This is a genomic window from Neobacillus sp. Fa239 (assembly GCF_055395235.1).
The window spans coordinates 317,832-340,806 of sequence record NZ_AP041611.1; the positions used below are offsets into that span (position 1 = coordinate 317,832).

The following is a 22,975-nucleotide window of genomic DNA, read 5'->3' on the forward strand; positions in this document are numbered from 1 at the left end:
AGCCGGGGGCTCGCTCCCTGGCTTTTTAATGCATGTTTAATATGTCCGCCCCACGCGGACAAATAGGGCGTTTTTGTCCACGAACGGTGACAGGCACCGTTTAGTGGCACCTTTTAATCATCACCGAATTGGCCCAATATATTTCGATTCCGGCCGGAAGATGGTATTATTTTCGGCTTGCTCTAATACATGTGAGGTCCAGCCTACCATTCTGCTTGCTGTAAAGGTGGGGGAGAATAATTCTTCGTCCATGTTTATTGCCTTCATGATGGCGGCTGCATAAAACTCAACATTTGTATAAAGAGAGCGGCCGGGTTTGTATTCCGCTAATAATTTGACGGCCGTTTCCTCCACGCTCATGGCCAGGTCTAGCCAATTATCCTCACCGACAAGCTCCCGTAATTTTATTTTAAGGGAAACAGCTCGAGGGTCATGGGTTTTATAGACTCGATGTCCAAACCCCATTAATTTTTCTCCTCTCATAAGCTTTTCCCGCAGCACTTTTTCTGCGTCGCCTGCTTGTGCAATAGCATCAAGAAGCTCAATCACTCCGGAGGGTGCACCGCCGTGAAGAGGGCCTTTCATCGTCCCAATCGCCGATGTGATCGCAGAAACTAAATCGGATTCGGTTGATGCGGTTACTCTCGCTGAAAAGGTAGAAGCGTTCATGCCGTGTTCAAGTGTCAGGACCATATATGTTTCAAGTGCTTCGATATGAGCTGCGATCGGCATTTTTCCATTAAGCATATACAGGTAATTCGCAACATGATCCAAATCGTTCCTAGGCGGCACGAAATCCTTTCCTTCTAATTTCCTTTTTCGATAGGCTATAATGCATGGAATAAGTGCTGTTAATCGGATTGACTGTGAAATTGTTGGCTTCCAGTCATAATTGGAATTTCCGCCCTCTGCAGAAATGGCAGTTCTGATTACACTCATGATGTCCATGCTTGGCGGCAGTTGGTCCATTATTTTCTGAAGGTTTTCGCTTAACGTCCGATTCTGTTTCAATTGGTCTTTTAACTCTGTCAATTGTTCCTCATTTGGATAGTGCCCAAACCAAAGGAGAAATGCCGCTTTCTCAAACGAGCATTTTTTCGTAATTTCTCCGATATCATATCCTCTATAAATCAGCTGGCCATTTTCACCATCTATAAGACTAATCAACGTTTCTGCCGCGACGACTCCCTTTAAACCTTTTTGGATCATAAAAATCGCCCCTTTCCATATTTACTGTTATTTTATAAAATAAATATAATTAAGAATATTGAATATTTTTAAAGTAATTGATTACTATTTTTAATAAGGAGCCAAATATGGAATTTCAGTGGTTAACCACCTTTATTACAGCGGCTAAATGCGGAAATTTTCGAAGGGCAGCTGAACTTTTATACATTTCACAGCCATCCGTTTCGGTTCATATTAAACAGCTGGAAAAAGAGCTGGGAATCTATTTGTTTGATAGAGTTGGAAAAAAAATAAAACTAACTGAAGAAGGAAAACGATATTTGGGTCATGCAAAGAGATTGACAGAGGTTTATCAAAATGGTCTCGAAGATTTACATTCCTTTAGTCAAGGCTATACGGCCAAACTTACCATCGGTATTTCTCCTTTAATCGCGGACACCATCCTTCCGTATGTGCTTAAAAGCTACACGAATCATCATCCTGAAGTAGAGATATCCGTTAAAATTATTGACTCCATTGATATTGAGCAAGCCGTTTTAAAGGAAGAAGTAGATATCGGCTTATCCTGTTTAAATACCACTCATCCCAATTTGATTTGTGAGCTTTTATCAAATGATCGAGTGATTTTGGTTGCGCCGCATGATGGAAGGGATTCTGAATCTGCACTCCCGCTTGACGAAGAAGAAGTGTTAACAACCAACTATCTTTTAACCGACAATCACCCTGGATACTGGGATTATCTTTGTAGTGTGGTAAAAAGTAAATTTCCAAGTGTTCGAATGATGAAGGTTTCCCAAATTCATATCACCAAACGGTTTATTGTAGAGGGGTTAGGAGTTTCATTTTTGCCTATATCGACAGTCAGAAGAGAATTATTAGAAGGAAGGATGTTAGAGGTTATTTGCCAATCCATCCATTTGCCTGAATCTAATAATTACGCGATCATGAAATATGATCATTCAAAACAAAGGGAATTTTTAAGGTTTATCGGAAACTATCGATTGTAGATTTTTTTCGATACATTGATAGTACATAAGAAAAACGGCCCCTGTAGGAAGCCGTTTTTTTGAATCCTCATATGTAATGGAGCAAGCTGCGATAAATTATGTGTTTATGGGATTATTTGTGTGGTTTGCCTTCAGTGAAAATTTGGAAGGTTACACCGAACTTATCTACTACAGTACCATATGCAGGGCTAAAGAACGTTTCTTGCAACGGCATTTGCACTTGCCCGCCATCAGAAAGTGCATTAAAAAATTGCTTTGACTTTTCTGCATTGTCCGTTGTAATACAGATCGTTACTTGTGATCCACTTTGGTGCGGCTGGCCAGGGAATGTGTCTGAAAACATAATTTCTGATTCGCCAATTTTAATGGTCGCATGGGAAACACGATCTTTTGCTTCTGCTGGTAAAGGAAAATCAGGGTTTTCCGGCATTTCTCCGAAAGATTGGGTAAATAGGACTTGTGCTTCCAATGCTCTTTCATAAAATTGGATTGCTTCTTTTGCATTTCCGTCCATTACAAAATAGGGGATCAAACGTACTGTCATGAAAAAATCAGCTCCTAAATTAATAGTATTTTTTCCGGTATATTAGGGTAACCAACAAAGCCAGCGGGAGATTGGCACATACCAATCCGATAGGTCCACCTTCTATTATTACCCATATTCTAATTATAAAACAAAGAACAAATGTTCGCAATTAATTTTTTTAGAAAAAAAGCACAATTTAAAAGTGAAAGAAACAGCTTCTGAATTAGTGTCCACCCCAAGTGGACAAAGATGGGTGTTTTGTCCACGAACGGTGCCTGTCACTTTTTTTTGTCACTTTTGTTAAATTGCAGTCAGATATCTTTCTGTGATGATGTTGCTATGGTGGATGGCGTGGCCGGCGATGATGTATGCGACGGCGCGTGCGGTCACTTCTGCGTTATTTGCGCTTCCTTTATTGGTCCAGGCATCTTCCGGCATATTTTGTATCAAGGTTATGGTGGCATTTCGTGCTGCTATGAAGTCTTTGAGGATATTTTTTATTGGAAGTCGATTCGTATGGGCGCCTTTTACAAAAAGGTTTTCATTAAAGCCGGCCATTGGCGTTTCATCACCGCGGCCAATTCGAAGCAACCGGTAACTCATGACTCTTTCGGTATCGGCCATATGCCCCAACACTTCTTTAATACTCCATTTATTCTCGGCATATCGAAAATGGCTGTCATCCTCGGAGATCCCTTCGAAAAGCTTAATAGTTTCCTCAAGATGTTCCTTAAGAACTTGCAGCAGGTCACCTTCAGGTACTGACTTTACGTACGGCTGATAATAAGCAGGAAACTCACTTTCATTTGGTCGTTGCACCATATCCAATTTCTCCCTTCGAATTTTAGGCAGCAGTTCCATTTAAGCTCGTTAGGAAACCAGCCACCTTCATTGTTTTTTCAAAAGCAATTCCATACAAGTGAAACAATATATGGTAATGATGCATGGGCTAAACAAGCACTCCAACAAACACCACCAAATTAATCCTACCACGGTATTCCTTTTAATGGTATAAATTAGGGGGATTTCCATTCAAAAATTACATAAACGGAAACGATTTCTTCTAAAGAATTAAATTTAATCATAAAAAAGCAACCTGCAAATGTTACAATTAAGTGAACAAATTAATATTTGCAAGGTGATAATAGTGTTATATTTTTCGATTTTCTTCCTTTTATCTGCGAGCCTTGTAGCCTTTATGCTCATAAAAAAAATTGATGTAGCTACTTCTACAATGGCCGCTGTAATGTCTTTAGGAATCATTATCCAGGGTGTCCTGTTCAACTTTTTTGGAATGCATTCGTTTGAAAAAATTTTAAGCGTCATTAATTTAGCGTTATGGGGATCCTTTACCTTTTCCTTTTTAATGACCTTTTTCAAAAAAAGGTTTCGAGAAATTCATTACTCCAATCCGATTAATCGCTTTGCGATGGGCACATGGGTGGCAGGGACTTCCATTTGCGCCATCTTAATTGCCAAACAGTTTATTGAATGGACATTTGTGAGTAGAATCCTTGCCTGTTTCAATTTTTGCCTATGGCTCATATACATTGTTATTTGTATCCGGTCGTTTTTCGATATAAATCATAAACATCTGACGAAAAATGTTCATGGAGTTCTCCTTTTATCTACTGTTAGCACACAATCAATCGTTCTGGTCATAAGTGCTGTTTTTAAAGGGGTACCGGTGACCATTGATCATTTTTTCATCACTTTAGGGCTATGTTTTTATCTGATTAGTGGATTTTTCATTGTTAAACGCTACCTTTTTCATGCCGATTCCTGGTACATTGAAACCGATTGGAACAATACAAACTGCATTCTGCACGGTTCGTTGTCCATTACAGGTCTGGCCTGTATAAAATCACATTCTGCCAGTGAGCCTGAAATTATCGTCATTTGGATATTTGCTGCGATCATTTTTGTAGTGGTTGAAGCGATTGAGGTGTATCGATTGTGTAAACGAATCAAGCGTTACGGGATAAAAAAGGGAGTCTTAACTTATGACGTAAGTCAGTGGAGCCGAATCTTTACGTTTGGAATGTTTTTTACCTTTACATTTTTGACAGTGCCTGGCTATTCTTTTTTAATATCTATTAAAAAAATGATTATTTCGGTTGGGATATGGGCGGTCCCTATACTCCTAATTTTCGAAGTCCTTTTATGTGCAGATTTCCTGGTCAAAGCCTATAGAAAACATTCGAAGCCACTACCAAGCCATGTGAGTGATAAAATAAACGCACCATTTTGAGAACTCTAAAAGAGCTTCCGCCTATGTTCAGCGGAAGCTCTTTTTCTATTAATCTATAGGTGTACCTCGCTCATTAATGCATGTGTATTATCCTCTGAATCTTGAAAAAACGCCATCCAGGTTTCAATTTGTCCCATTTTCGCGACAAGATGTGGTTCGTTGAGAAAGCGAACCCCTTTTTCAAGCAAGTTTTCATAGCTTTCTTTTAGATCCTTCACTTGAAAATAAATGACTGAACTACTGTGAGTGAATTCTTCCTTTTCTGGCAGGCTTAGTAGAAGACGCAGCCCGCTGCATTCAAAAAATGCCATTGTATCTGTATTAAATAGAAGTGGCAGTTCGAGCAATTCTTTATAAAAATGAACAGCTCTATCCAATTCCTTGACAGGCACACCGATCTGTCCGACTTTTTGAATTAAGCTCATCATGTCTTCTCCTCTCATTTTTTATTCTATTAAATTTTACTGTAAATTCTCTCATTTTTCAAAAAATTAAACAGGGAGTGTTATTTGCTTTTTAGAAGCGTTTTATCTAATTCACGAACTTTATCATAAGATATTAATAAGTGTTGAGGAACCAATGTTCTTCCATAATTCCAGGAATTCGTTTCTATTAGAGATAAAAGCTGTTCTTTTTCTTCAACTTCCCCATACATGATGATTCTTGTGTCATGTTTATTTTTCTTAAAATCCAAATAATAGCCGAGCACATGATATAGAATTATCTTCACAAAGTTTTCATCTGTCTCTTTCACTTTAAAGTTTATTTTCGCTTTATATCCCTCAATTTGTAGGTAGTTAAACCTGATAGTATTCGTCGAAACATTATAACTCATAGGTGCGTTTAATTTATTGTTAAATTCATAATGTATATCTAAATTGTGCTCAAGTAAGGTATGTTCAATAATATTCTCGATATCCCATATGTATAGCATCTTTCCATCACTACCCTTCCAAGGACTTAAATTTTAGTAATATGAGGAGCTGTATGATACTAAATGGAAGCCTACAAGGAGTACCTCCTTCTTTAAATTTTAAGAAATGAAAGAGGAAAGTACATCCTTCTATTTTCCTTTAGTCTTTATGCCTATGTCAGGTCTGACACCAAGCTTTCAAGCCTAAGAAAAATTTTTTAATATTTTTTTCCAAATTGTGCATCCTAAGACAAAAAAAGGAATGGACAATAGATGAAAAATAATAAAATGTTTCTGCTTGTAATGATGATCTTACCATGGTTATCAGTCCCCTTTATAGAAAAACGTACATTCCGCCGCTTTTTACCAGGGGCTTTGTTCATTAGTGTATGGGTGGTTGTGGAAAGTATCATTGCAAAGAAAAGAGCATGGTGGCGGTTTTACGAGAAACTGATCCCAAATACGATGGGGGAATTTCCCTTAATAGTGGGTCCGTTTTTTATTGGTTCTCTCTGGATTCTAAAGTTCACATTCGGAAAATTCCTTCGCTATTTATTAGTAAATTTAATTGTGGACGCAATTTTCGTCTATCCAGGTATCCATATATTAAAAACGATGGGCATTGCTTCTCTCGTCCGGATTAAGCATTTTCAACTGCTGCTGATTTTTTTGATGAAAGCTGTCCTGATGTATGGATTTCAAGGATTATTTCTTAAATTTCAACGAAAAGGAAAATAAAGATTGCTTCCTTTTAGGTTGGTAGGTAATTCTGCAAGGTTTGGGAATAATTCGGTGGGTTTTGAGAGTAATTCCGCTAGCTTGGGGAATAATTTCGCAGGTTTTAGAGATAATTCCGCGAGATTCAGGAATGATTCCGCAAACTTTTCAAATCCAAGGATTAACTTTAATGATATCAACACATCTTTTTTCGATATCAACATACTTTTAAAAAATATCAACACAATGTATTAGGATATCAACACTTTTTTAGGATTTATCAACACATTTTTAAAATATATCTACAAATTGCTATTATCCATAACTTCCACATTATAAAAAGAGGGTGTCTCAAAGAGACACCCACTACTATCTTCTTGTTTTCACTTTCAAAACAAAGGCTTTACTTACATTGCCTGCCCCATCTTTAGACCATGCTGACAATGTGGTACCCACTCTTTGCTTTGGAATCCTCACAGAAAACTTGCCCTTCGAGTCTGCCTTCGCCGTACCAATTACCTTGGAACCAATTTTGATGGTGACAGTCGCTTTAGATTCCGTCGTTCCCGTTACAACTGTATCAAGATAAGTAACTGTATTGACCTTTGGCATGGCAGGAGCAATTTTATCGAGAACGGTTATTGTCGTAACCTTGCTCACATTACCAGCCGTATCTTTAGCTGTGATGGAAAGCTTTGTTCCTGCAGTTTGTTTTGCAATGGTGATCTTAAATTTTCCGGCACTGTCGGCAACACCGCTTCTAAGCACCTTTGTTCCCGCTTTGACGGTGACTGTTGCCTTTGCTTCAGCTGTCCCTGTAACAGATAGATCTCGATTTGATACCGAATTTACTTTTGGCGCAAGCACCGTCTTGTTTAATGCTACGCTCTTTAACACAGATGAGGTTAAATTAGCGTGATTCGTAATGATAATACCAAAAGAATAAATTCCATTAGGAAGTTTTGTGACATCTAGTTTAAAATGCTGCTTTCCAGCCTTTTGGCTGCTGTTTTTTGCTAAATAGGTTTTAATTCCTTTTGAATCTTTAACATAAACAGATGCGGTTCCATCTTCAAAAATTGAGTAATCAAGTGTAATTTGTTTATCCTTTGCAACATAACCGGAACTAACAAGGGCAATACTTGGCAGCTTTACCTTTGGTTCAGTTCCAATTACCGGTGCTGATAGATTGGATGCATTCGATCCGGTAACAGGAGGTGCAATTCCAGAGCTCGAACCAGGAAAGGCGGCAACGGTGCCTGGAATCGGAGCATCCGTGCCAGCATTCGCATCCAAGCCTGGAATTGTAGCAGCTGTGCCAGAATTTGCATCCGAACCTGGAATCGGAGCATCCGTGCCAGCATTCGCATCTGAACCTGGAATCGGAGCATCCGTGCTAGAATTTGCATCCGAACCTGGAATCAGAGCAGTCGAGCCAGAATTTGTATCCGAACCGGAAACCGGAGCGGTAGTGCCAGCATTCGAATCCGAACCAAAACCCGGAGTAACCGTGCCAGAATTCGGATCTGAACCAGTAACCGGATCAGTAACCGGATTTGAATCAGACCCAATCAAAGGAGTAGCAGTTCCATTTGATCCGTCTGCTGGGGCTACCGTGGGATCGGCAGGTAGAATTGCATTAGGATTTGTATTCGAGCCCACTGCTGGTGCAGAGGCACCGGTATTCTGATTGGCAGCCGGACCTGATATTGGAGCCGGGACAATCGGATTCGTACCCGAACCAGTACTAGGAGCAATTCCACCACTAGCGGTACCCGTACCAGTGCCCATGTTCGAACCAACAACAGTACCGACATTAGGACTAACATCAGGTACAGGATTTGTGTTGGCCAATGTCGCACCAGGATAATAAAAGTTTAATATATCACGATAATTAAACCCCTGGTCAGCCATCACTTTAGCTCCCCATTGACTCATCCCGACGCCGTGACCGTTACCTAAACCAGAAACAGTATAGGAGGTTCCATCATCTTTATAACTAGTAACTAAATAACTTTTAATCACATTGAGTCCAATCATGGCTCTGATCTTTGATGCGGGGGTGTTTGTTAACGCTAAGGTATTGGTTTTAATTTTGTTATTGCTATCCAGGACATACAAACCTGTTGTTTTATCCTTTAAAAAGAATTGAAGATTAATCGTTCCGAATTGAACCCTCCCACCGGAGGTTTTGTTGTCTGAAAATGAAAGAGCGGGTATGCTGATTATCTTAATCTCGTAATTGGCATAACCATTTTGGGACAGCCAATTTTTTATATTCGATACAAGGGTTGTATCGGCTTCTTTTGCTGTAGTCCACCAATTTTGCGGGTTCGCTAAATCGAGTGAAGTGGTGTTGATTTGCCCCTTTTTTAAAGTGAAGCTCCAAGGAATCTTGGTATCATAGGGGTCGGTTTTTATTGGGAAAATTGCAAGCGGTGTACCGCCCCACACATTCGCATTCGATTCCGTCATTCCGCCGTTACTGGCAGAATATACAGCATCAATCATGGTCCCATTATAGGTAAGGGTTTGTGCTTTTGTTTCCTCTACTGCTGCAGTACTGTTCGGATACCATTCGTATCCACCGTAAGCCTGATAGGAAATGGTATCATCTATTTCTTTTGAAGTGTAACGAGTGGCATAGGTTCTTGCTGCTACAGCCTGAGCCTTTAAGGCTTCTTTATTCCAGGAACCCATCATTTCAAAAGGAACAACGCCTTTTAAATAATCTTCCATTGGGAGTATATTAACGGGGCGAACATAGCTGCTGTTTTCAACAACAAATTTCATGGTACCTAAGTATGGACGAGTATTGATCGTTATATAATTACTTGTGCCATATACTTTAGGGATAGCAGTAATGCTTGTAAAATGAGAAACTAATATATTATTTTCGTATAACGAAAGACCATTCGTATCTACTTTTACCGAATATGTTTTTCCCTCTATTAATGAAATAGAAGATCCCGAAATGTCGTATTCACCTTTAACCGTAATGGTCAGTTGATTATTGTTGCCAATGTAGTTTTTTAGCTTGATGGACATTGAAGGGTTATCGGCAGCTTTGACGATCGTTATTGAAATGGATGATAAAAATACTAGCAGTACTAGTATGGATGGAAAAAACTTCTTCATTCTCTTCCCCCGGATGACTGAAATTGTTATATATTTGTAATATAAATATATGAATTTATTATATTTGTAACAATGCTAGTTTTTTCCCTAATGTGGATATATTTAGAAAAAGGAGATATGAAGTGCTGCATCATATTGAAATTAATGTCTCTAATTTGCAAAAAACGATCGACTTCTGGGGATGGTTTTTAAAGGAATTGGGTTATTCACAATATCAAAAATGGGATAAAGGGATAAGCTGGAAATTTGAAGATACCTATCTAGTATTTGTACAAACGGAAGACCGTTATATGGACATACCATACCACCGCTCAAGAGCAGGACTAAATCATTTAGCTTTTCAGGCGAAATCAAAAGAACAAGTGGATGAAATGACACAAAAATTAAAGGAAAAAGGCATGACAGTTCTCTACCCAGACAAGCATCCATTTGCCGGTGGCCCGCATCACTATGCCCTCTTTACAGAAGACCCCGACCGGATCAAAGTCGAATTAGTGGCGGGGGTCCAGTAGTGGGGGACATTATTGGGGACAGTCCCCCAGAAGAGTAACGCGTTAAAGTGCCGGGGGACAGTCCCCCAAGACGGTAATGCGTTAATGTAATGGGGGACTGTCCCCTGGAAAAATAGTTAGATTGTGAGAATCAGATTTTTTTGATATTTTTAATTTAAATTGGATGTTGGGAAAGTGAGCACGGGTATGAATACGAAATATGTTAATTATAGATTTATGTCGATTACCTTTGGTTTTTTGGTTGTTTTTGAGGTCATTGCTGTGGCGGGTTCTATCCTTTTTCCTTCTATTAAAATTTTTAATTATACCTCCGTGGCTTTTCTTGTTGCGGCTTTGATCGCATTGTTTTTTATTTATAAGATGATGAAAAAGACCTATGTAGAGCTGCAAAAAAACGAGCAAAAATTGAAAAATATTTTTGATACCCTGGATCTTGCGATTTGGTCTCATGATTTAAAAACGGACAAGCTATTAATCACTCCGGGAATTGAAAAATTGTATGGCTATTCATTATCCGATTTTTATCATGATCATAATCTTTGGGAAAAAGTTATCTATCCAGATGATCTGCCGGTATTGTCGGAAAGAAAGCAAAGGCTGGCATTGGGTGAGACGGTATCAAGTCAGTACCGCATTATCCGGCCAGATGGCGAGGTCCGCTGGATTCATGACAGGGGATTCCCGACAATGGACCATAAAGGGAAATTTGTCGATTTTAATAGTGTGCTTTTCGATATAACTGACCGGAAAGAAAGTGAAGAACGTTATCGAAGTTTGGTAGAAATGTCTCCGGATATTATCGCAGTTGCCAGTAACGGAGTGATTGATTATATCAATGAGGCAGGATACAAACTGATTGGTGCACATAGTCCGAATCAAGTAATCGGACAGTCTGTTTTGAACTTTATCCCGGCTGATATTTTTGAGAGTATTAGTCTTAGTGAGAAATCCTATTCCAACCCTCATGAAAGAGTAAGACTGGAGTTTCAAGTGACAAGACTGGATGGCAGGCCGATTGATGTCGAGATGACAACTACGACGATTTTATATGAAGGCAGACGTGCGAAACAGGTTGTTGGCAGGGATATTTCGGAGCGGAAGCTGGCTGAAAGAACCATACAAACGATGGCTTTTTATGATACATTAACGGGTCTTCCAAATCGTAATAAATTTAAACAGCATTTAAATGAGGTTTTGAATCGTTCGGAGTCTGAAATGCTAGCCGTTTTATTTTTAGACTTGGACCGGTTTAAAATCATTAATGATACGAAAGGACATTCCACAGGAGATTTAATCCTGCAAAAGGTAGCAGGCAGATTGGAGGCTTGTGTCCTAAAGGAGGGAATGGTTTCCCGGCAGGGCGGCGATGAATTCATTATCCTCCTGGAGAATACGAATAAGGAACGGGTGACAGAGCTGGCCCTAAGAATTATCGATGATTTTTCCCATCCTTTTGAGGTCCATTGCGAGGAGTTTTTTGTGACACCAAGCATTGGAATCAGCCTCTATCCTTTTGATGGAGAGAATGAGGAGGCATTGATCAAGAATGCTGATACCGCTATGTACAAGGCGAAAGATCTTGGGAAAAATAATTTTTATTTTTACTCTTCAAGCCTTAATGGAAGCTCACATCGTAAAATGGAATTAGAAAATCGTTTGCGAAAAGCCTTCGAGTTGGAACAATTTGAACTATATTATCAGCCGCAAGTGAACCTAAAAACCGGAAAAATAGTTGGAATTGAGGCATTAATCCGTTGGCATGATCCTGAAAATGGCTTTATTTCCCCTTCTGAATTTATCCCCCTTACCGAAGAGACGGGCTATATCGTTCCATTAGGCAAATGGGTTTTACGAAAAGCATGTGAACAAAGAAAAGCGTGGCTGCTCGCCGGTTTCCAGGAACTGCTGATTGCCGTGAATGTTTCTGTCCGTCAATTTCAGGACGATAATTTAGTGGAATATGTTGGGGAGATGCTGCGGGAGATTGGGCTGGATGGGAAGTATTTAGAATTGGAAATCACCGAAAGCGTCATGCAGAATGTAGAAAAATCAACCGTTATTTTGAAGCAATTAAAAGGGCTTGGTATACAATTATCTATGGATGATTTCGGTACGGGGTATTCTTCATTGAGTTTTTTAAATCATCTTCCGATTGATAAGATTAAGATTGATAAATCGTTTGTCGATGATATCCTTTACCATCCCAGCCAGGGGATGATGGTGAAAACGATTATTGATATGGGGAATAATTTAAATTTTGTCGTGATTGCGGAAGGGATTGAAACGGAGGAGCAGGTTGAGTTTTTAATTAGGAATAAGTGTGAAATTGGTCAAGGATTCTTTTTCAGCGAACCTCTGCCGGCCAAGCAAATGGAAGATTCCCTTTTCAAAAATTCAATAACAAAATAAAAAGAGGCTGACGCGCAATCAGCCTCTTTATCATTTTTATTTTACTACATTAAAGTATCCCATCATAAAGTTATCCTGACCCATTGCCCAGTCGTTGTTATCTCCGTCACAGGCAACGGTACAGTTCCACATATATTTTCCTGCCTTTTGCGGTGTAAAGGTGACAGTTGTAATACTTGGATCACCATCCGCTTTTCTTGCTGTTTCCTTCACATTTACACCTAGTTCTTTAATGGCAATTGGGTGGGCATGTTTCCCTAAACCGTAAACCGTTAATTGGACCGGCTGGCCAGCTTTTACTGTTATATCTCCAGGTGTGTAAGCATCATGCAATTTGCCGTCTGATCCTAGTTTGTAACTAGGGTTCATTACCATTGATACATATTGGACATTGTTTGTGGCAGGCAGAACCGTAATCTTACCTTGCATATAACCTTGCTGTGCCATTGCCCATTGTCCGTTGCCACCGTCACATTTGTCTGCACAGAGCCATGAGAATGTACCTGTTTTGGAAGGAGTGAAGGTGTATTGGGTTAATGCGGGTTGGCCCTTTTTGGTTGAGCCTTTAATTTTAATATTAAGACCTAAGTCAGCAGAAGTATAGGTGTGTGTTCCTCCATCATAGTTTAGGAAATTTAAGGTTACTGGCTGACCTTCTGTAATTTTGATGTCATCATTTATGAAAGCATCATGTAATTTTTTATCAGACCCTAATTTGGCACCTGGCTCAATCACAATGTACTGATTATAGGCGCCTGCCTGTTGGACAGCTGTTTTGGAAGAAGCTGTTGTTGCTGTTTGTGCCTTAGGAGCACTTGCTTTTGCCGTACTATTTGCCGTACCACATCCTGCAAGTGAAAATGAAAGAGCCGAAATTAGCGCTATTGCAACGGTGCCTTTTTTGATGATTCTGTTCATGATTTCCGCCTCCGAGCGAGAAGTAAATTTTGTTTACGAGGGTAATATTACTCCTGTTTCGAAAGGGTATATGTGATAAAAGTCACGAACTGCCATGAACAGTTATTGAACTAAATCTCATTTAGATTAAAATTTCATTAACTTATGAAAGGTGAAAATTCAATCGCTTTCAATCGGAATATGTCTAAATTTGGATACTTGAAATAAACCGCTGTCTGTCAGCTTTAATTCCGGAATGACCGGCAGTGCCAGGAAGGATAATGTTAAAAACGGATTAAAATGGCTGAATCCACCTAATTTTTTTAGAGACTGGTGGATGCTGCTGAGCTCTCCAAGGATTTCTTGATAGGAACGGTCCGACATTAAACCGGCGATCGGCAATTCGACTGAACCGATTGTTTTTCCATTTTGAACAACAACGAGCCCGCCTTGAATTTCCTGGATGGCCTTTGCCGCAGTCAGCATATCTTGATCATTGGTTCCCGCAATGATCAAATTGTGTGAATCATGAGCAATCGTGGTGGCGATGGCCCCTGTTTTGATCCCTAACCCTTTCAATATGCCCAAGCCGATATGTGTTGTGTGATGATGGCGTTCCATCACGACAAGCTTTAACTGGTCTCTCTGGATGGATGGTTGAAAACATCCTTGTTCATTGATGTCGGCTTCTTCAATGATATGCTTTGTGACCAGGCTGTTCGGAATGATTTCAATAATATTGGCCTTTCCGCTTTTTAAAGGTATTTGCAGGTCCTCAATCGTGAAAGGATGCAGGTTAACCGTATTTATTAAGTGTGCAGGTATCATCTGTTCGCTGGTCCCGGGAAAATCAACTAATCTCCCATTTTTCACAACCAGGCTGCCGTTCCTATAGACATGGGTTAACTCAATGGTGTTCAAATCATTGAAAATAAGGAAATCCGCTTTGTAGCCCGGGGCAATGGCGCCTTTTTCGTTAAGGCCAAAGCATTCGGCGGCATTGATGGTGGCCATTTGAATGGCGGTTAAGGGACTGAGGCCCTCGGCAATCGCGAGCCTTACGTTATGATCAATACTTCCTTCTTTCATTAAATCATCTAAATGCTTATCATCCGTTACAAATAAACAGCGGCGGGCGTTTCGTTCTGTAACGACGCTAATTAACTGCCGCAAATCCTTCGCAACAGTTCCCTCGCGAATCATCAAATACATTCCTTTTTGCAGCCGCTGTTTTGCTTCGTCTTTTGTAGTGCTTTCATGATCCGTAAGGATGCCGGCAGCCATGTAGACATTTAAATCATGTTCAGATAAGCCGGCAGCATGCCCGTCAATTTTTTTTTGGTTTTTTTTCGTCTCCCATATTTTCGCCATCATGGAATCTTCTGTATGATAGACAGCAGGAAAATTCATCACCTCTGCTAACCCGAGAACTCTTGGATGTTCATAAAATGGTTTAAGTTCGTCCATTGAGAGTGTGGCTCCTGCATGTTCAAATTCCGTTGCCGGTACGCAGGAGGGGAGCATTAGATAAAAATCAAAGGGGAGGTTTTCAGTAGAGTCCAGCATATATTGAATGCCATCAGCCCCCGACACATTGGCAATTTCGTGGGGATCGGCAACAACGGTCGTTACACCATGCAATAATAGGACTTTTGCAAATTCCCTTGGCGTCAACATGGAGGATTCGATGTGGACATGGCCGTCGATGAAGGAAGGGGCAATATAGCTGCCACCCGCATCCACGACATTTATTCCGGAATAGCTCCCGACTCCTGCAATGTATCCATCGACAATGGCAATATCTCCAGTGATGATTTCGCCATTAAAAACATCTATGATTTTTCCATTCTTAATGACCGTTTCAGCAGGAACCCTTCCCGCGGCTACTTCAATTCTTCTCATTAAATCTCGCTTTTCCATTGGCAACATCCTTCACTTTATATTTTTAAAAGGAATTCTACAGGAATCTTTCCATTATTTTACGTAAATTCTCATTGAGAAAGACATGTAAATAGTAATTCTCGTATGAATAAAAAATAACCTGTCAACGATGCAATTTCAACATCGCAGGCAGGTTAATTATTGAATCTATTTTGTACTATCTTCCCCATTTCAAAGAAACCGACAGTGTACAGCAGCTGAACAGGCTGCCGGTTTCTGGATTGGTTGAAAGTTCAAATTGCACGCCGGATGGGGTATATTTCGTGTGTACCGGGACCTTCAATCCGATGGAATGGATGAGCTGGTCGACTTCCACTTGTTTTCCCTGCTGTGCCGCAGACATCATTTTTCTGGCAAAACCAACATCGGCTAAACGGTCTAACAATATACTTCCTTGCTCCATCAAAAGCCGAAAGGAAGCGACGGATTTCGAAAAAATTTTCACATCTACCGGAGGGTAGGCTCTTGAAATTGGCTGATTTATATAATAACCCTGATATATAGGCTGAGGAGGATAATGAAAAGGGTAATAGTACATTGGTTATTCTCCTTTCAAGTGAAAACACACGCACTATACGGTATGATATTTTGATTATTTTGGTTCCCTGCCTCAGAGGAAAGAGAAATATTCGCTAACGTGATACAAATCACCGAAATGGTCTTATGGTTTGGCTTGCGGATGGTTAGGCTGCAAACACTCGTTTTTCTCAACAACCACTCCTGAGATCTTACAATCCCTTCATCATGGATTTGCGGCTGTTTCCGCTCTATATACCCTCATTCTTACTTATATGGCCTATGCTAAAAGATGGGATTCAGCTATTCGCAAGCGATTGCTGCTTTGTGCGGTAACGATATTGCTGCAAATCGCCGTTGGAATTATTGTGATTATCAAATTTATTGACCTTCCTTGGGCGGTTCTCCACTTAGCCATTGGGACCGCACTGTTTGCTTTTATTAGTGAAGCAAGAATCTATTTGGGAACCTTATCGGTAAAAAAAGGGCCTGATTTACAGTTGAAGGACACAAAGAGATGAAAAAGAGAACGAAGTGTCCTTGAAGAAGAAGCTCGAGGACACAAAGAGATGAAAAAGAGAACGAAGTGTCCTCGAGGAAGAAGCTCGAGGACACAAAGAGATGAAAAAGAGAACGAAGTGTCCTTGAAGAAGAAGCTCGAGGACACAAAGAGATGAAAAAGAGAACGAAGTGTCCTTGAAGAAGAAGCTCGAGGACGCAAAGAGATGAAAAAGAGAACGAAGTGTCCTTGAAAAAGAAGCTCGAGGACACAAAGAGATGAAAAAGAGAACGAAGTATCCTCGAAGACGAGGCTCGAGGACACAGAGAGATGAAAAAGAGAACGAAGTGTCCTCGAAGAAGAAGCTCGAGGACACAAAGAGATGAAAAAGAGAACGAAGTGTCCTTGAAAAAGAAGCTCGAGGACACAAAGAGATGAAAAAGAGAACGAAGTGTCCTTGAAGAAGAAGCTCGAGGACGCAAAGAGATGAAAAAGAGAACGAAGTGTCCTTGAAAAAGAAGCTCGAGGACACAAAGAGATGAAAAAGAGAACGAAGTGTCCTCGAGGAAGAAGCTCGAGGACACAAAGAGATTAAAAGAGAACGAAGTGTCCTCGAAGAAGAAGCTCGAGGACACAAAGAGATGAAAAAGAGAACGAAGTGTCCTTGAAAAAGAAGCTCGAGGACGCAAAGAGATGAGAAAGAGAACGAAGTGTCCTTGAAGAAGAAGCTCGAGGACGCAAAGAGATGAAAAAGAGAACGAAGTGTCCTCGAAAAAGAAGCTCGAGGACACAGAGAGATGAAAAAGAGAACGAAGTGTCCTTGAAGAAGAAGCTCAAGGACGCAAAGAGATGAAAAAGAGAACGAAGTGTCCTCGAAGCAGAAGCTCGAGGACACAAAGAGATGAAAAAGAGAACGAAGTGTCCTCGAAGCAGAAGCTCGAGGGCACAAAGAGATTCAAGTGACGGGGGAGCGATTTGGCATAATGAAAAGCGCCTGGTTATGAAATAAAACCAGGCGCTTTCAGCTTTTTATTGGATCCGAATATTCCCGCTCGAAACAGAAAGATCAATTTTGTACTTTCCGGAACCAGATGTCCCTTTAATATTCTGCTGATTTCGTTCTTCTGAAGTTAACGGAATATCACATGAAATGTTGCCGCTCGTTACATGTCCGTTCAATTTGAAATCAGAATCCTTCGGCAGGTCCAGACCGACATTCCCAGAACTGAGGTCGACCTCAATGGAATTGGTTAATTTGTCTACTTGGACATTAAATTCTCCTGAAGCAACATCCGCTTTGATGGCTCCTGAGTAGTGGTTAAGATCCAGATTCCCGGAACTTAAGTCAAACGTGCCGCTGTCTGTTTTTAAAGAATCAATGACCACATTTCCAGAAGCACCTTCATGCTTAAAATGTTTCACATCCAGGTCATTCATGTACAAATTGCCGGAACCAACATCCACAGATAATTCCGCTAATTTCATTGAGTGCCCGGAAAATTTCATATTCCCTGACCCTAATTTGATGGCCATTCTCTGCTGATAATTTTGAGGGATATAAACCTTTAGCTCTTTTTTCGATAATGGCAGCCAGTCAAACCAATCCAGCCATTTATGCTTGATGGAGACACTAACCGTATCGCCATGTCGAGCTATTGAAAGCTTTCCGTCCCCTTCAAAAACAGCTTTTACATTATCGCGATCGGTTGGAATGATCGTAGTATTGACGCCTCCGACATCCACGCTGATCATATCAATCTGGTTCGAAACGGCTGCTTGCCCATCTTGTTTCCCGGCCGAAAACCAATCAAGTCTAAAGGACTGTTGAAAAACAATATATAATCCAGTGATAATGATTAACAGAATCACGATCCTTTTCATTTTTTTTATCCCATCCTTTTACCAATTTTTATCTATATAGAAATAATAAGGGATATACCCCCATCTCTCAATGCACCTCCGGATTTATTTTTCCTCAGACTTGAGGCTTAATCAGGAAAATATGGTATTCTTTATAATGGAGGTGTTTAGAGTGACGAACAAAAAAATGACGCCAAAAGAACTAGATGAAAAACTGAAAAGAAACGAAAAGGTCATTCTTCTTGATGTGCGGGCAGAAGAAAAATATAACGACTTTCATATAGAAAGCCCTCTAGTTGAAAGTCACAACATACCGAAAACAGAAATTTTTGAAGCAGAAGATGTATTGCCATTCGCTTTACCCAAGGAGCAGGAAATCGTTGTAACCTGTACAACCGGGAATTCTGCAGCTAAGTGTGCTGAGATTTTACGCAGCCGGCATTATAATGTCACGGTTTTAGAGGGCGGTCTCACAGCTTGGAAGGAATATCAGAAGCTGCTGAAAGACTAAGCGGGGAGCGACATTTTATGCTGCAAAAGATCAACAAACAACTGGAAAAAATTATGCCGTTGATTACCCCGGTGAGTGTCATTCTCGGGGTTTTGTTAAGTGAGTACATGAAGGATCTTTCCTTTTTAATTCCATGGATTTTTGCCTTCATGACCTTCGCCGGCAGTCTGAGCTCAAATTTTAAATCTTTAACGGAGGTCATCGCCCATCCCGTTCCCGTCATCGCAACGATGGGTTTATTACATGTGATTATGCCGATTTGGGCATGGGGCGTTGGCCACCTTGCTTTTAACGGGGATATTTTCACCATTACCGGACTTATCTTGGGGATGACGATCCCGACAGGTGTGACAAGCTTTATATGGGTTTCGATTTACAAAGGGAATATCCCGATGACTTTATCGATTATTCTTTTGGACACGCTGCTTTCACCCGTGATTGTTCCTTTTTCCATCTCTCTTTTTATGGGACAAAGAATCGATATGGACTCTTACAGCGTGATGAAGGGATTGCTTGGGATGGTCGTGATTCCCTCTGTCATTGGCATGCTGTTAAACCAGCTCACCAAAGGCAGAATCAAAGAGCAGCTGGGGACACCGCTTGCCCCTTTTTCAAAGGTCTGCCTGGGATTTGTCGTGTTGCTGAATGGGGCTGTTGTGGCTCCTTATTTAAAACATATAAACTTAAAATTAATTGAAATTACCATCATTGTTTTTTTTATTGCTTTAACTGGATATCTATTTTCCTTTATCGCCGGACAGTTTATGAAAAGCGGCCGGGATACGGTTGTTTCGCTTACGTTTACCGGTGGAATGAGGAATATAAGTGCAGGGGCTGTGATTGCGGTTTCCTATTTTTCTCCGGCAGTTGCCGTCCCGGTTGTGGTCGGAATGCTCTTTCAACAAGTGCTAGCTTCTTTAAATGGCCACTTTCTTGACCGCTATTTTCATAGAAAAATAGAGAAGCAAGAAACTGCGGCTTTATAGCAGTTAAAGGGGGTGCAAACGATTGAGTGATTTAACGAAAAAAGGAAGCGGCTTGTTAACGGGGATCCAAAGTATTCAATGGGCCGTCTTTATGCTGACCAATATTATTGCTGTTCCTGTTGTGGTTGGTGCGGCGTTTCACATGTCGCCCGCCGAAATTTCAACCTTCATGCAGCGCATGCTATTGGTGAGCGGGGCAGCAACCCTTATCCAGTTATTTTTTGGCCACCGGCTTCCAGTTGTCGAGGGAGCAGCTGGTATGTGGTGGGCTTTGTTCATCGTGCTCGGGGCGATGAGCGTTCCGGGAGAGCGAGGGGCTCTGCTTCAGCATTTAGAGATGGGTCTTCTCATAGCTGGTTTATTTTTAGCGATTTTAAGTTTTTTGCCGGTTATAGGAAAAATAAGAAATCTGTTTACTCCGATTGTTACGGGTGTTTATTTAATCTTACTTGTAAGCCAAATGAGCGGTTCTTTTTTTAAAAGCATGCTGGGCATAACGGAAACCAATCACCTGGATGGGAAAATTACCTTGATTTGCTTAGTGGAGGTTATCATCATCCTCATGTTTTCCGTTAGAGCAAAAGGGATCGTCAAAAGCTTGGGCCCGCTGATCGGGATTATCTTTGGCTGGATATCATTCCACGTTTTTGGACTCGTTCACCCGGGAAAAACGTACGAGCCTACCGGGTGGCTTTCTGTGCCAAAGGCTTTCAGCTGGGGTTCCCCCCACTTTGACTTTGGAATCGTGCTGACATCTGTTATCACGGCTGTCGTCCTTATTTCAAATGTCATTGCCAGTATTTTAGTTGTCGGTATTACGCTGGAAAAGGATATAAAGCACCATGAATATTCGAAGGGAATTTTCGGAAACGGAGTTAACTTGTTTTTATCCGGATTATTCTCTGTGGTGGGCGTTGTTCCTTTGTCCATTTCTGCCGGATTTATCAGCACAACCGGTATTAAAGCAAAGCGTCCGCTAATCATAGGGGCCATTTTGATTATGATTACAGGATTCTTCCCTTATATAGGTGAGTTCTTTTCCACGCTGCCATTGGAAGTAGCTTATGCGTCATTATTTATTCCCTTTTCGCAAATGATGGGCTTCGGCATTCGCGATCTGATGGGCCAAGTGCCAACGCCGCGAAATTTATTAGTCATTGGACTATCTTTAATGGTGGGAATTGGCATGATGTTTATGCCTCCTGCTGCATTTGAAAGTGCAGCCCCATGGCTCCGTAACATTATGGCTAATGGATTGCTTGTTGGGCTGATCTTATGTTTGTTACTTGAGCATGTAGTTTTCCAAGAGAAAAAAGTATTAGGGACGATCTAATGAAAAATCCCCCTCGTATCACTTTACGAAGGGGATTTTAGCTTATTCGTTAAACCATAAAGGATCCTCATTATCGACTTCTCCATTATAGTTAATGAGAATTTCTTCTCCTGCTTTTATATCCTTATAGGCGTAAAAGTCGAACGTATGATTATCAAAATTTATTTCATATGTCGCATTTGGTTTGTAGGAATGGTTAAACAGCATCCCATACCCTAGGAGAATGGCGGAGTGGTTAATGCCATACTCAAATGCGTAATCGGCCAGTAAGGTTTTCTCGATGTGAATATGCTCGCTATTAGGATAAGAAAGGACAGGTGCTTCGTGTATAAGCTCCCCTTTTGCAATATCTCTCGTTGCGAAAACTCCTCTATTGAACTCCCCATCACTGATTTTTGAAGTTTTTATCTCAATCATGTTTATCACCTGCGCATTCTTTTGTTTTATGAGAGAGTATGCTCATAAGAATGCCAGATAATTAGAAGAAAAACAACTGAATTGATCTTTATAAATTAATTGTTGTCAAAATACCCTAGAAAAACATCTTCCATCAGGCATATTAGTATTCCACCTTGCTATTGGAGCTTTCCCATTTTCTAAAGGGTAAATCACTATTGGATGGGTAAATCTTTATCATCGGAATCGTACGTTGTTCCATTGGAAATGTTAATTGTTCATAAATAAATTGATCGTCAAAACCTATTTCTGCCGCAGCTTCCTTTGAGCATGCATAATATACGGCTCTTGGTCTGGCCCAATATATGGCCCCAAAGCACATCGGGCATGGCTCACAGCTTGTATAGATGTCACAGTCATCCAGCTGGAAGCTGTTTAAATATTGGCAGGCAGCTCTAATTGCTTGTACCTCGGCGTGAGCTGTCGGATCTTTTGAAACGGCTACTTCATTTCTGCCTATTCCTATGATTTTTCCATCCTTTACAACAATAGCTCCAAAAGGCCCGCCATGATTTGTTAATACATTATTAAGGGCTACATCAATTGCCTTTTCCATAAAATGATCATTGGACATACAACCTCTCCGTTTCCCCATTCAATATTTATATATCCTAACTAATCAATCTATCTAAAAGTACATTATTCAACTTCCCGGTTAAACTTTCTTTTTTGTTGAAAGATTTACGAACAGAATTCTTAAGGCTCAAAATTTTTCCTGAATGGTTGTAGTACTCCTCTTAGTAGAAAGCATTAAAACCGAAACTTAAACATATCATCGTGGTAAAAAGAGAGGAGGATTCCCTCAGCAAAGGAGGCAACATGATTTCATTTACTGATATAAATCAAATGGATAAAGAGGTGTTCATCGAAAAAGTGGGATGGATATTTGAGCATTCTCCGTGGATCGCGGAAAAGGCATGGGAAGGTAGACCTTTTCAATCGCAGGAGGTACTCTTTCAAACCATGGTCACGATTGTACAAAATGCAAAGAAATCACAGCAATTAGCACTTCTACGTGCACACCCAGACCTCGGAACAAGATTGAAAATATCTGAAGCCTCGCAAAAGGAGCAGGCGGGAGCAGGTCTTGATAAGCTCTCAAAAGCGGAATTTGAGGAGTTTGTTTCGCTGAATCAGAAATATACCGAGAAGTTTTCCTTTCCTTTTATCCTCGCAGTAAAAGGACACACAAAGGATACGATTCTCAATAGACTCCGAGAGCGGCTTGACTTTACTTATGAGGAAGAGTTGGAAACAGCACTTCATGAGGTTTATAAAATCGCGGGTTTCCGCTTAAACGAAACGATTCAATGAA

At 40.5% G+C, this 22,975-nt stretch carries 22 protein-coding genes; 10 read left to right on the top strand and 12 right to left on the bottom strand.

What is annotated here, in order from left to right:
• Positions 1–120 precede the first annotated feature (120 nt).
• A complete protein-coding gene (locus ACZ5XR_RS01575) occupies positions 121–1,209 on the bottom strand; it encodes a citrate synthase/methylcitrate synthase (protein ID WP_464499967.1) in 1,089 nt (362 codons plus the stop codon).
• 107 nt (positions 1,210–1,316) lie between these two features.
• On the opposite strand from ACZ5XR_RS01575, the gene ACZ5XR_RS01580 reads away from it, so the two are divergent.
• The gene (locus ACZ5XR_RS01580; RefSeq protein WP_464499968.1) at positions 1,317–2,195 is read left to right on the top strand and encodes a LysR family transcriptional regulator; all 879 of its coding nucleotides are present in this window, start codon (positions 1,317–1,319) and stop codon (positions 2,193–2,195) included.
• 112 nt (positions 2,196–2,307) lie between these two features.
• On the opposite strand, the gene ACZ5XR_RS01585 is transcribed toward ACZ5XR_RS01580, so the two are convergent.
• Positions 2,308–2,739 (bottom strand): VOC family protein, encoded by a 432-nt coding sequence (locus ACZ5XR_RS01585; protein ID WP_464499969.1) that lies wholly within the window; start codon positions 2,737–2,739, stop codon positions 2,308–2,310.
• A gap of 282 nt (positions 2,740–3,021) precedes the next feature.
• A complete protein-coding gene (locus tag ACZ5XR_RS01590; protein WP_464499970.1) occupies positions 3,022–3,543 on the bottom strand; it encodes a DinB family protein in 522 nt (173 codons plus the stop codon).
• Positions 3,544–3,868: 325 nt separating this feature from the next.
• On the opposite strand from ACZ5XR_RS01590, the gene ACZ5XR_RS01595 reads away from it, so the two are divergent.
• Positions 3,869–4,972 (top strand): TDT family transporter, encoded by a 1,104-nt coding sequence (locus tag ACZ5XR_RS01595; protein WP_464499971.1) that lies wholly within the window; start codon positions 3,869–3,871, stop codon positions 4,970–4,972.
• 53 nt (positions 4,973–5,025) lie between these two features.
• Here ACZ5XR_RS01595 and ACZ5XR_RS01600 read toward each other — a convergent pair whose 3' ends face one another.
• Positions 5,026–5,400 carry a VOC family protein gene (locus ACZ5XR_RS01600; protein ID WP_464499972.1) on the bottom strand — a complete coding sequence of 125 codons (375 nt, stop codon included), beginning with the start codon at positions 5,398–5,400 and terminating at the stop codon, positions 5,026–5,028.
• 77 nt (positions 5,401–5,477) lie between these two features.
• The gene (locus ACZ5XR_RS01605) at positions 5,478–5,906 is read right to left on the bottom strand and encodes a hypothetical protein (RefSeq protein ID WP_464499973.1); all 429 of its coding nucleotides are present in this window, start codon (positions 5,904–5,906) and stop codon (positions 5,478–5,480) included.
• Positions 5,907–6,158: 252 nt separating this feature from the next.
• Here ACZ5XR_RS01605 and ACZ5XR_RS01610 point away from each other — a divergent pair, with 252 nt between their 5' ends.
• On the top strand, positions 6,159–6,623 hold the full coding sequence (locus ACZ5XR_RS01610; protein WP_464499974.1) for a hypothetical protein: 465 nt from the start codon (positions 6,159–6,161) through the stop codon (positions 6,621–6,623).
• Positions 6,624–6,971: 348 nt separating this feature from the next.
• Here ACZ5XR_RS01610 and ACZ5XR_RS01615 read toward each other — a convergent pair whose 3' ends face one another.
• The gene (locus ACZ5XR_RS01615; protein ID WP_464499975.1) at positions 6,972–9,740 is read right to left on the bottom strand and encodes a SpoIID/LytB domain-containing protein; all 2,769 of its coding nucleotides are present in this window, start codon (positions 9,738–9,740) and stop codon (positions 6,972–6,974) included.
• Between the two features lie 122 nt (positions 9,741–9,862).
• On the opposite strand from ACZ5XR_RS01615, the gene ACZ5XR_RS01620 reads away from it, so the two are divergent.
• Together ACZ5XR_RS01620 and ACZ5XR_RS01625 are read left to right on the top strand one after the other, a co-directional pair.
• Entirely contained in the window at positions 9,863–10,252 is a 390-nt protein-coding gene (locus ACZ5XR_RS01620; RefSeq protein WP_464499976.1) for a VOC family protein, read from the top strand.
• 186 nt (positions 10,253–10,438) lie between these two features.
• A complete protein-coding gene (locus tag ACZ5XR_RS01625; RefSeq protein ID WP_464499977.1) occupies positions 10,439–12,661 on the top strand; it encodes a putative bifunctional diguanylate cyclase/phosphodiesterase in 2,223 nt (740 codons plus the stop codon).
• A 36-nt stretch (positions 12,662–12,697) separates the two neighbouring features.
• Here the strand turns inward: ACZ5XR_RS01625 and ACZ5XR_RS01630 are convergent, their stop codons facing one another.
• From ACZ5XR_RS01630 to ACZ5XR_RS01640, 3 genes are all read right to left on the bottom strand, one after another.
• Positions 12,698–13,579 carry a hypothetical protein gene (locus tag ACZ5XR_RS01630; protein WP_464499978.1) on the bottom strand — a complete coding sequence of 294 codons (882 nt, stop codon included), beginning with the start codon at positions 13,577–13,579 and terminating at the stop codon, positions 12,698–12,700.
• Between the two features lie 159 nt (positions 13,580–13,738).
• On the bottom strand, positions 13,739–15,478 hold the full coding sequence (gene ade / locus ACZ5XR_RS01635; RefSeq protein WP_464499979.1) for an adenine deaminase: 1,740 nt from the start codon (positions 15,476–15,478) through the stop codon (positions 13,739–13,741).
• Between the two features lie 178 nt (positions 15,479–15,656).
• Entirely contained in the window at positions 15,657–16,037 is a 381-nt protein-coding gene (locus tag ACZ5XR_RS01640; protein ID WP_464499980.1) for a hypothetical protein, read from the bottom strand.
• A gap of 130 nt (positions 16,038–16,167) precedes the next feature.
• Here ACZ5XR_RS01640 and ACZ5XR_RS01645 point away from each other — a divergent pair, with 130 nt between their 5' ends.
• Positions 16,168–16,536 (top strand): COX15/CtaA family protein, encoded by a 369-nt coding sequence (locus ACZ5XR_RS01645; protein WP_464499981.1) that lies wholly within the window; start codon positions 16,168–16,170, stop codon positions 16,534–16,536.
• 1,007 nt (positions 16,537–17,543) lie between these two features.
• On the opposite strand, the gene liaG is transcribed toward ACZ5XR_RS01645, so the two are convergent.
• Positions 17,544–18,395, bottom strand: coding sequence for a LiaG family protein (gene liaG, locus ACZ5XR_RS01650; RefSeq protein WP_464499982.1), 852 nt, complete (start codon positions 18,393–18,395; stop codon positions 17,544–17,546).
• Positions 18,396–18,546: 151 nt separating this feature from the next.
• Here liaG and ACZ5XR_RS01655 point away from each other — a divergent pair, with 151 nt between their 5' ends.
• The 3 genes from ACZ5XR_RS01655 to ACZ5XR_RS01665 are packed head-to-tail and all read left to right on the top strand — an operon-like array spanning position 18,547 to position 21,204.
• Entirely contained in the window at positions 18,547–18,885 is a 339-nt protein-coding gene (locus ACZ5XR_RS01655; RefSeq protein ID WP_464499983.1) for a rhodanese-like domain-containing protein, read from the top strand.
• Positions 18,886–18,902: 17 nt separating this feature from the next.
• Positions 18,903–19,871, top strand: a complete 969-nt coding sequence (locus tag ACZ5XR_RS01660) for a bile acid:sodium symporter family protein (protein ID WP_464502192.1) — start codon at positions 18,903–18,905, stop codon at positions 19,869–19,871.
• A gap of 22 nt (positions 19,872–19,893) precedes the next feature.
• Positions 19,894–21,204, top strand: a complete 1,311-nt coding sequence (locus tag ACZ5XR_RS01665) for a purine/pyrimidine permease (RefSeq protein ID WP_464499984.1) — start codon at positions 19,894–19,896, stop codon at positions 21,202–21,204.
• Positions 21,205–21,246: 42 nt separating this feature from the next.
• Here the strand turns inward: ACZ5XR_RS01665 and ACZ5XR_RS01670 are convergent, their stop codons facing one another.
• Together ACZ5XR_RS01670 and ACZ5XR_RS01675 are read right to left on the bottom strand one after the other, a co-directional pair.
• Positions 21,247–21,621 (bottom strand): SET domain-containing protein, encoded by a 375-nt coding sequence (locus tag ACZ5XR_RS01670; protein WP_464499985.1) that lies wholly within the window; start codon positions 21,619–21,621, stop codon positions 21,247–21,249.
• Positions 21,622–21,763: 142 nt separating this feature from the next.
• Positions 21,764–22,234, bottom strand: a complete 471-nt coding sequence (locus tag ACZ5XR_RS01675; protein ID WP_464499986.1) for a nucleoside deaminase — start codon at positions 22,232–22,234, stop codon at positions 21,764–21,766.
• A 245-nt stretch (positions 22,235–22,479) separates the two neighbouring features.
• On the opposite strand from ACZ5XR_RS01675, the gene uraD reads away from it, so the two are divergent.
• Positions 22,480–22,974, top strand: a complete 495-nt coding sequence (gene uraD, locus ACZ5XR_RS01680) for a 2-oxo-4-hydroxy-4-carboxy-5-ureidoimidazoline decarboxylase (RefSeq protein ID WP_464499987.1) — start codon at positions 22,480–22,482, stop codon at positions 22,972–22,974.
• Position 22,975: the final 1 nt, after the last annotated feature.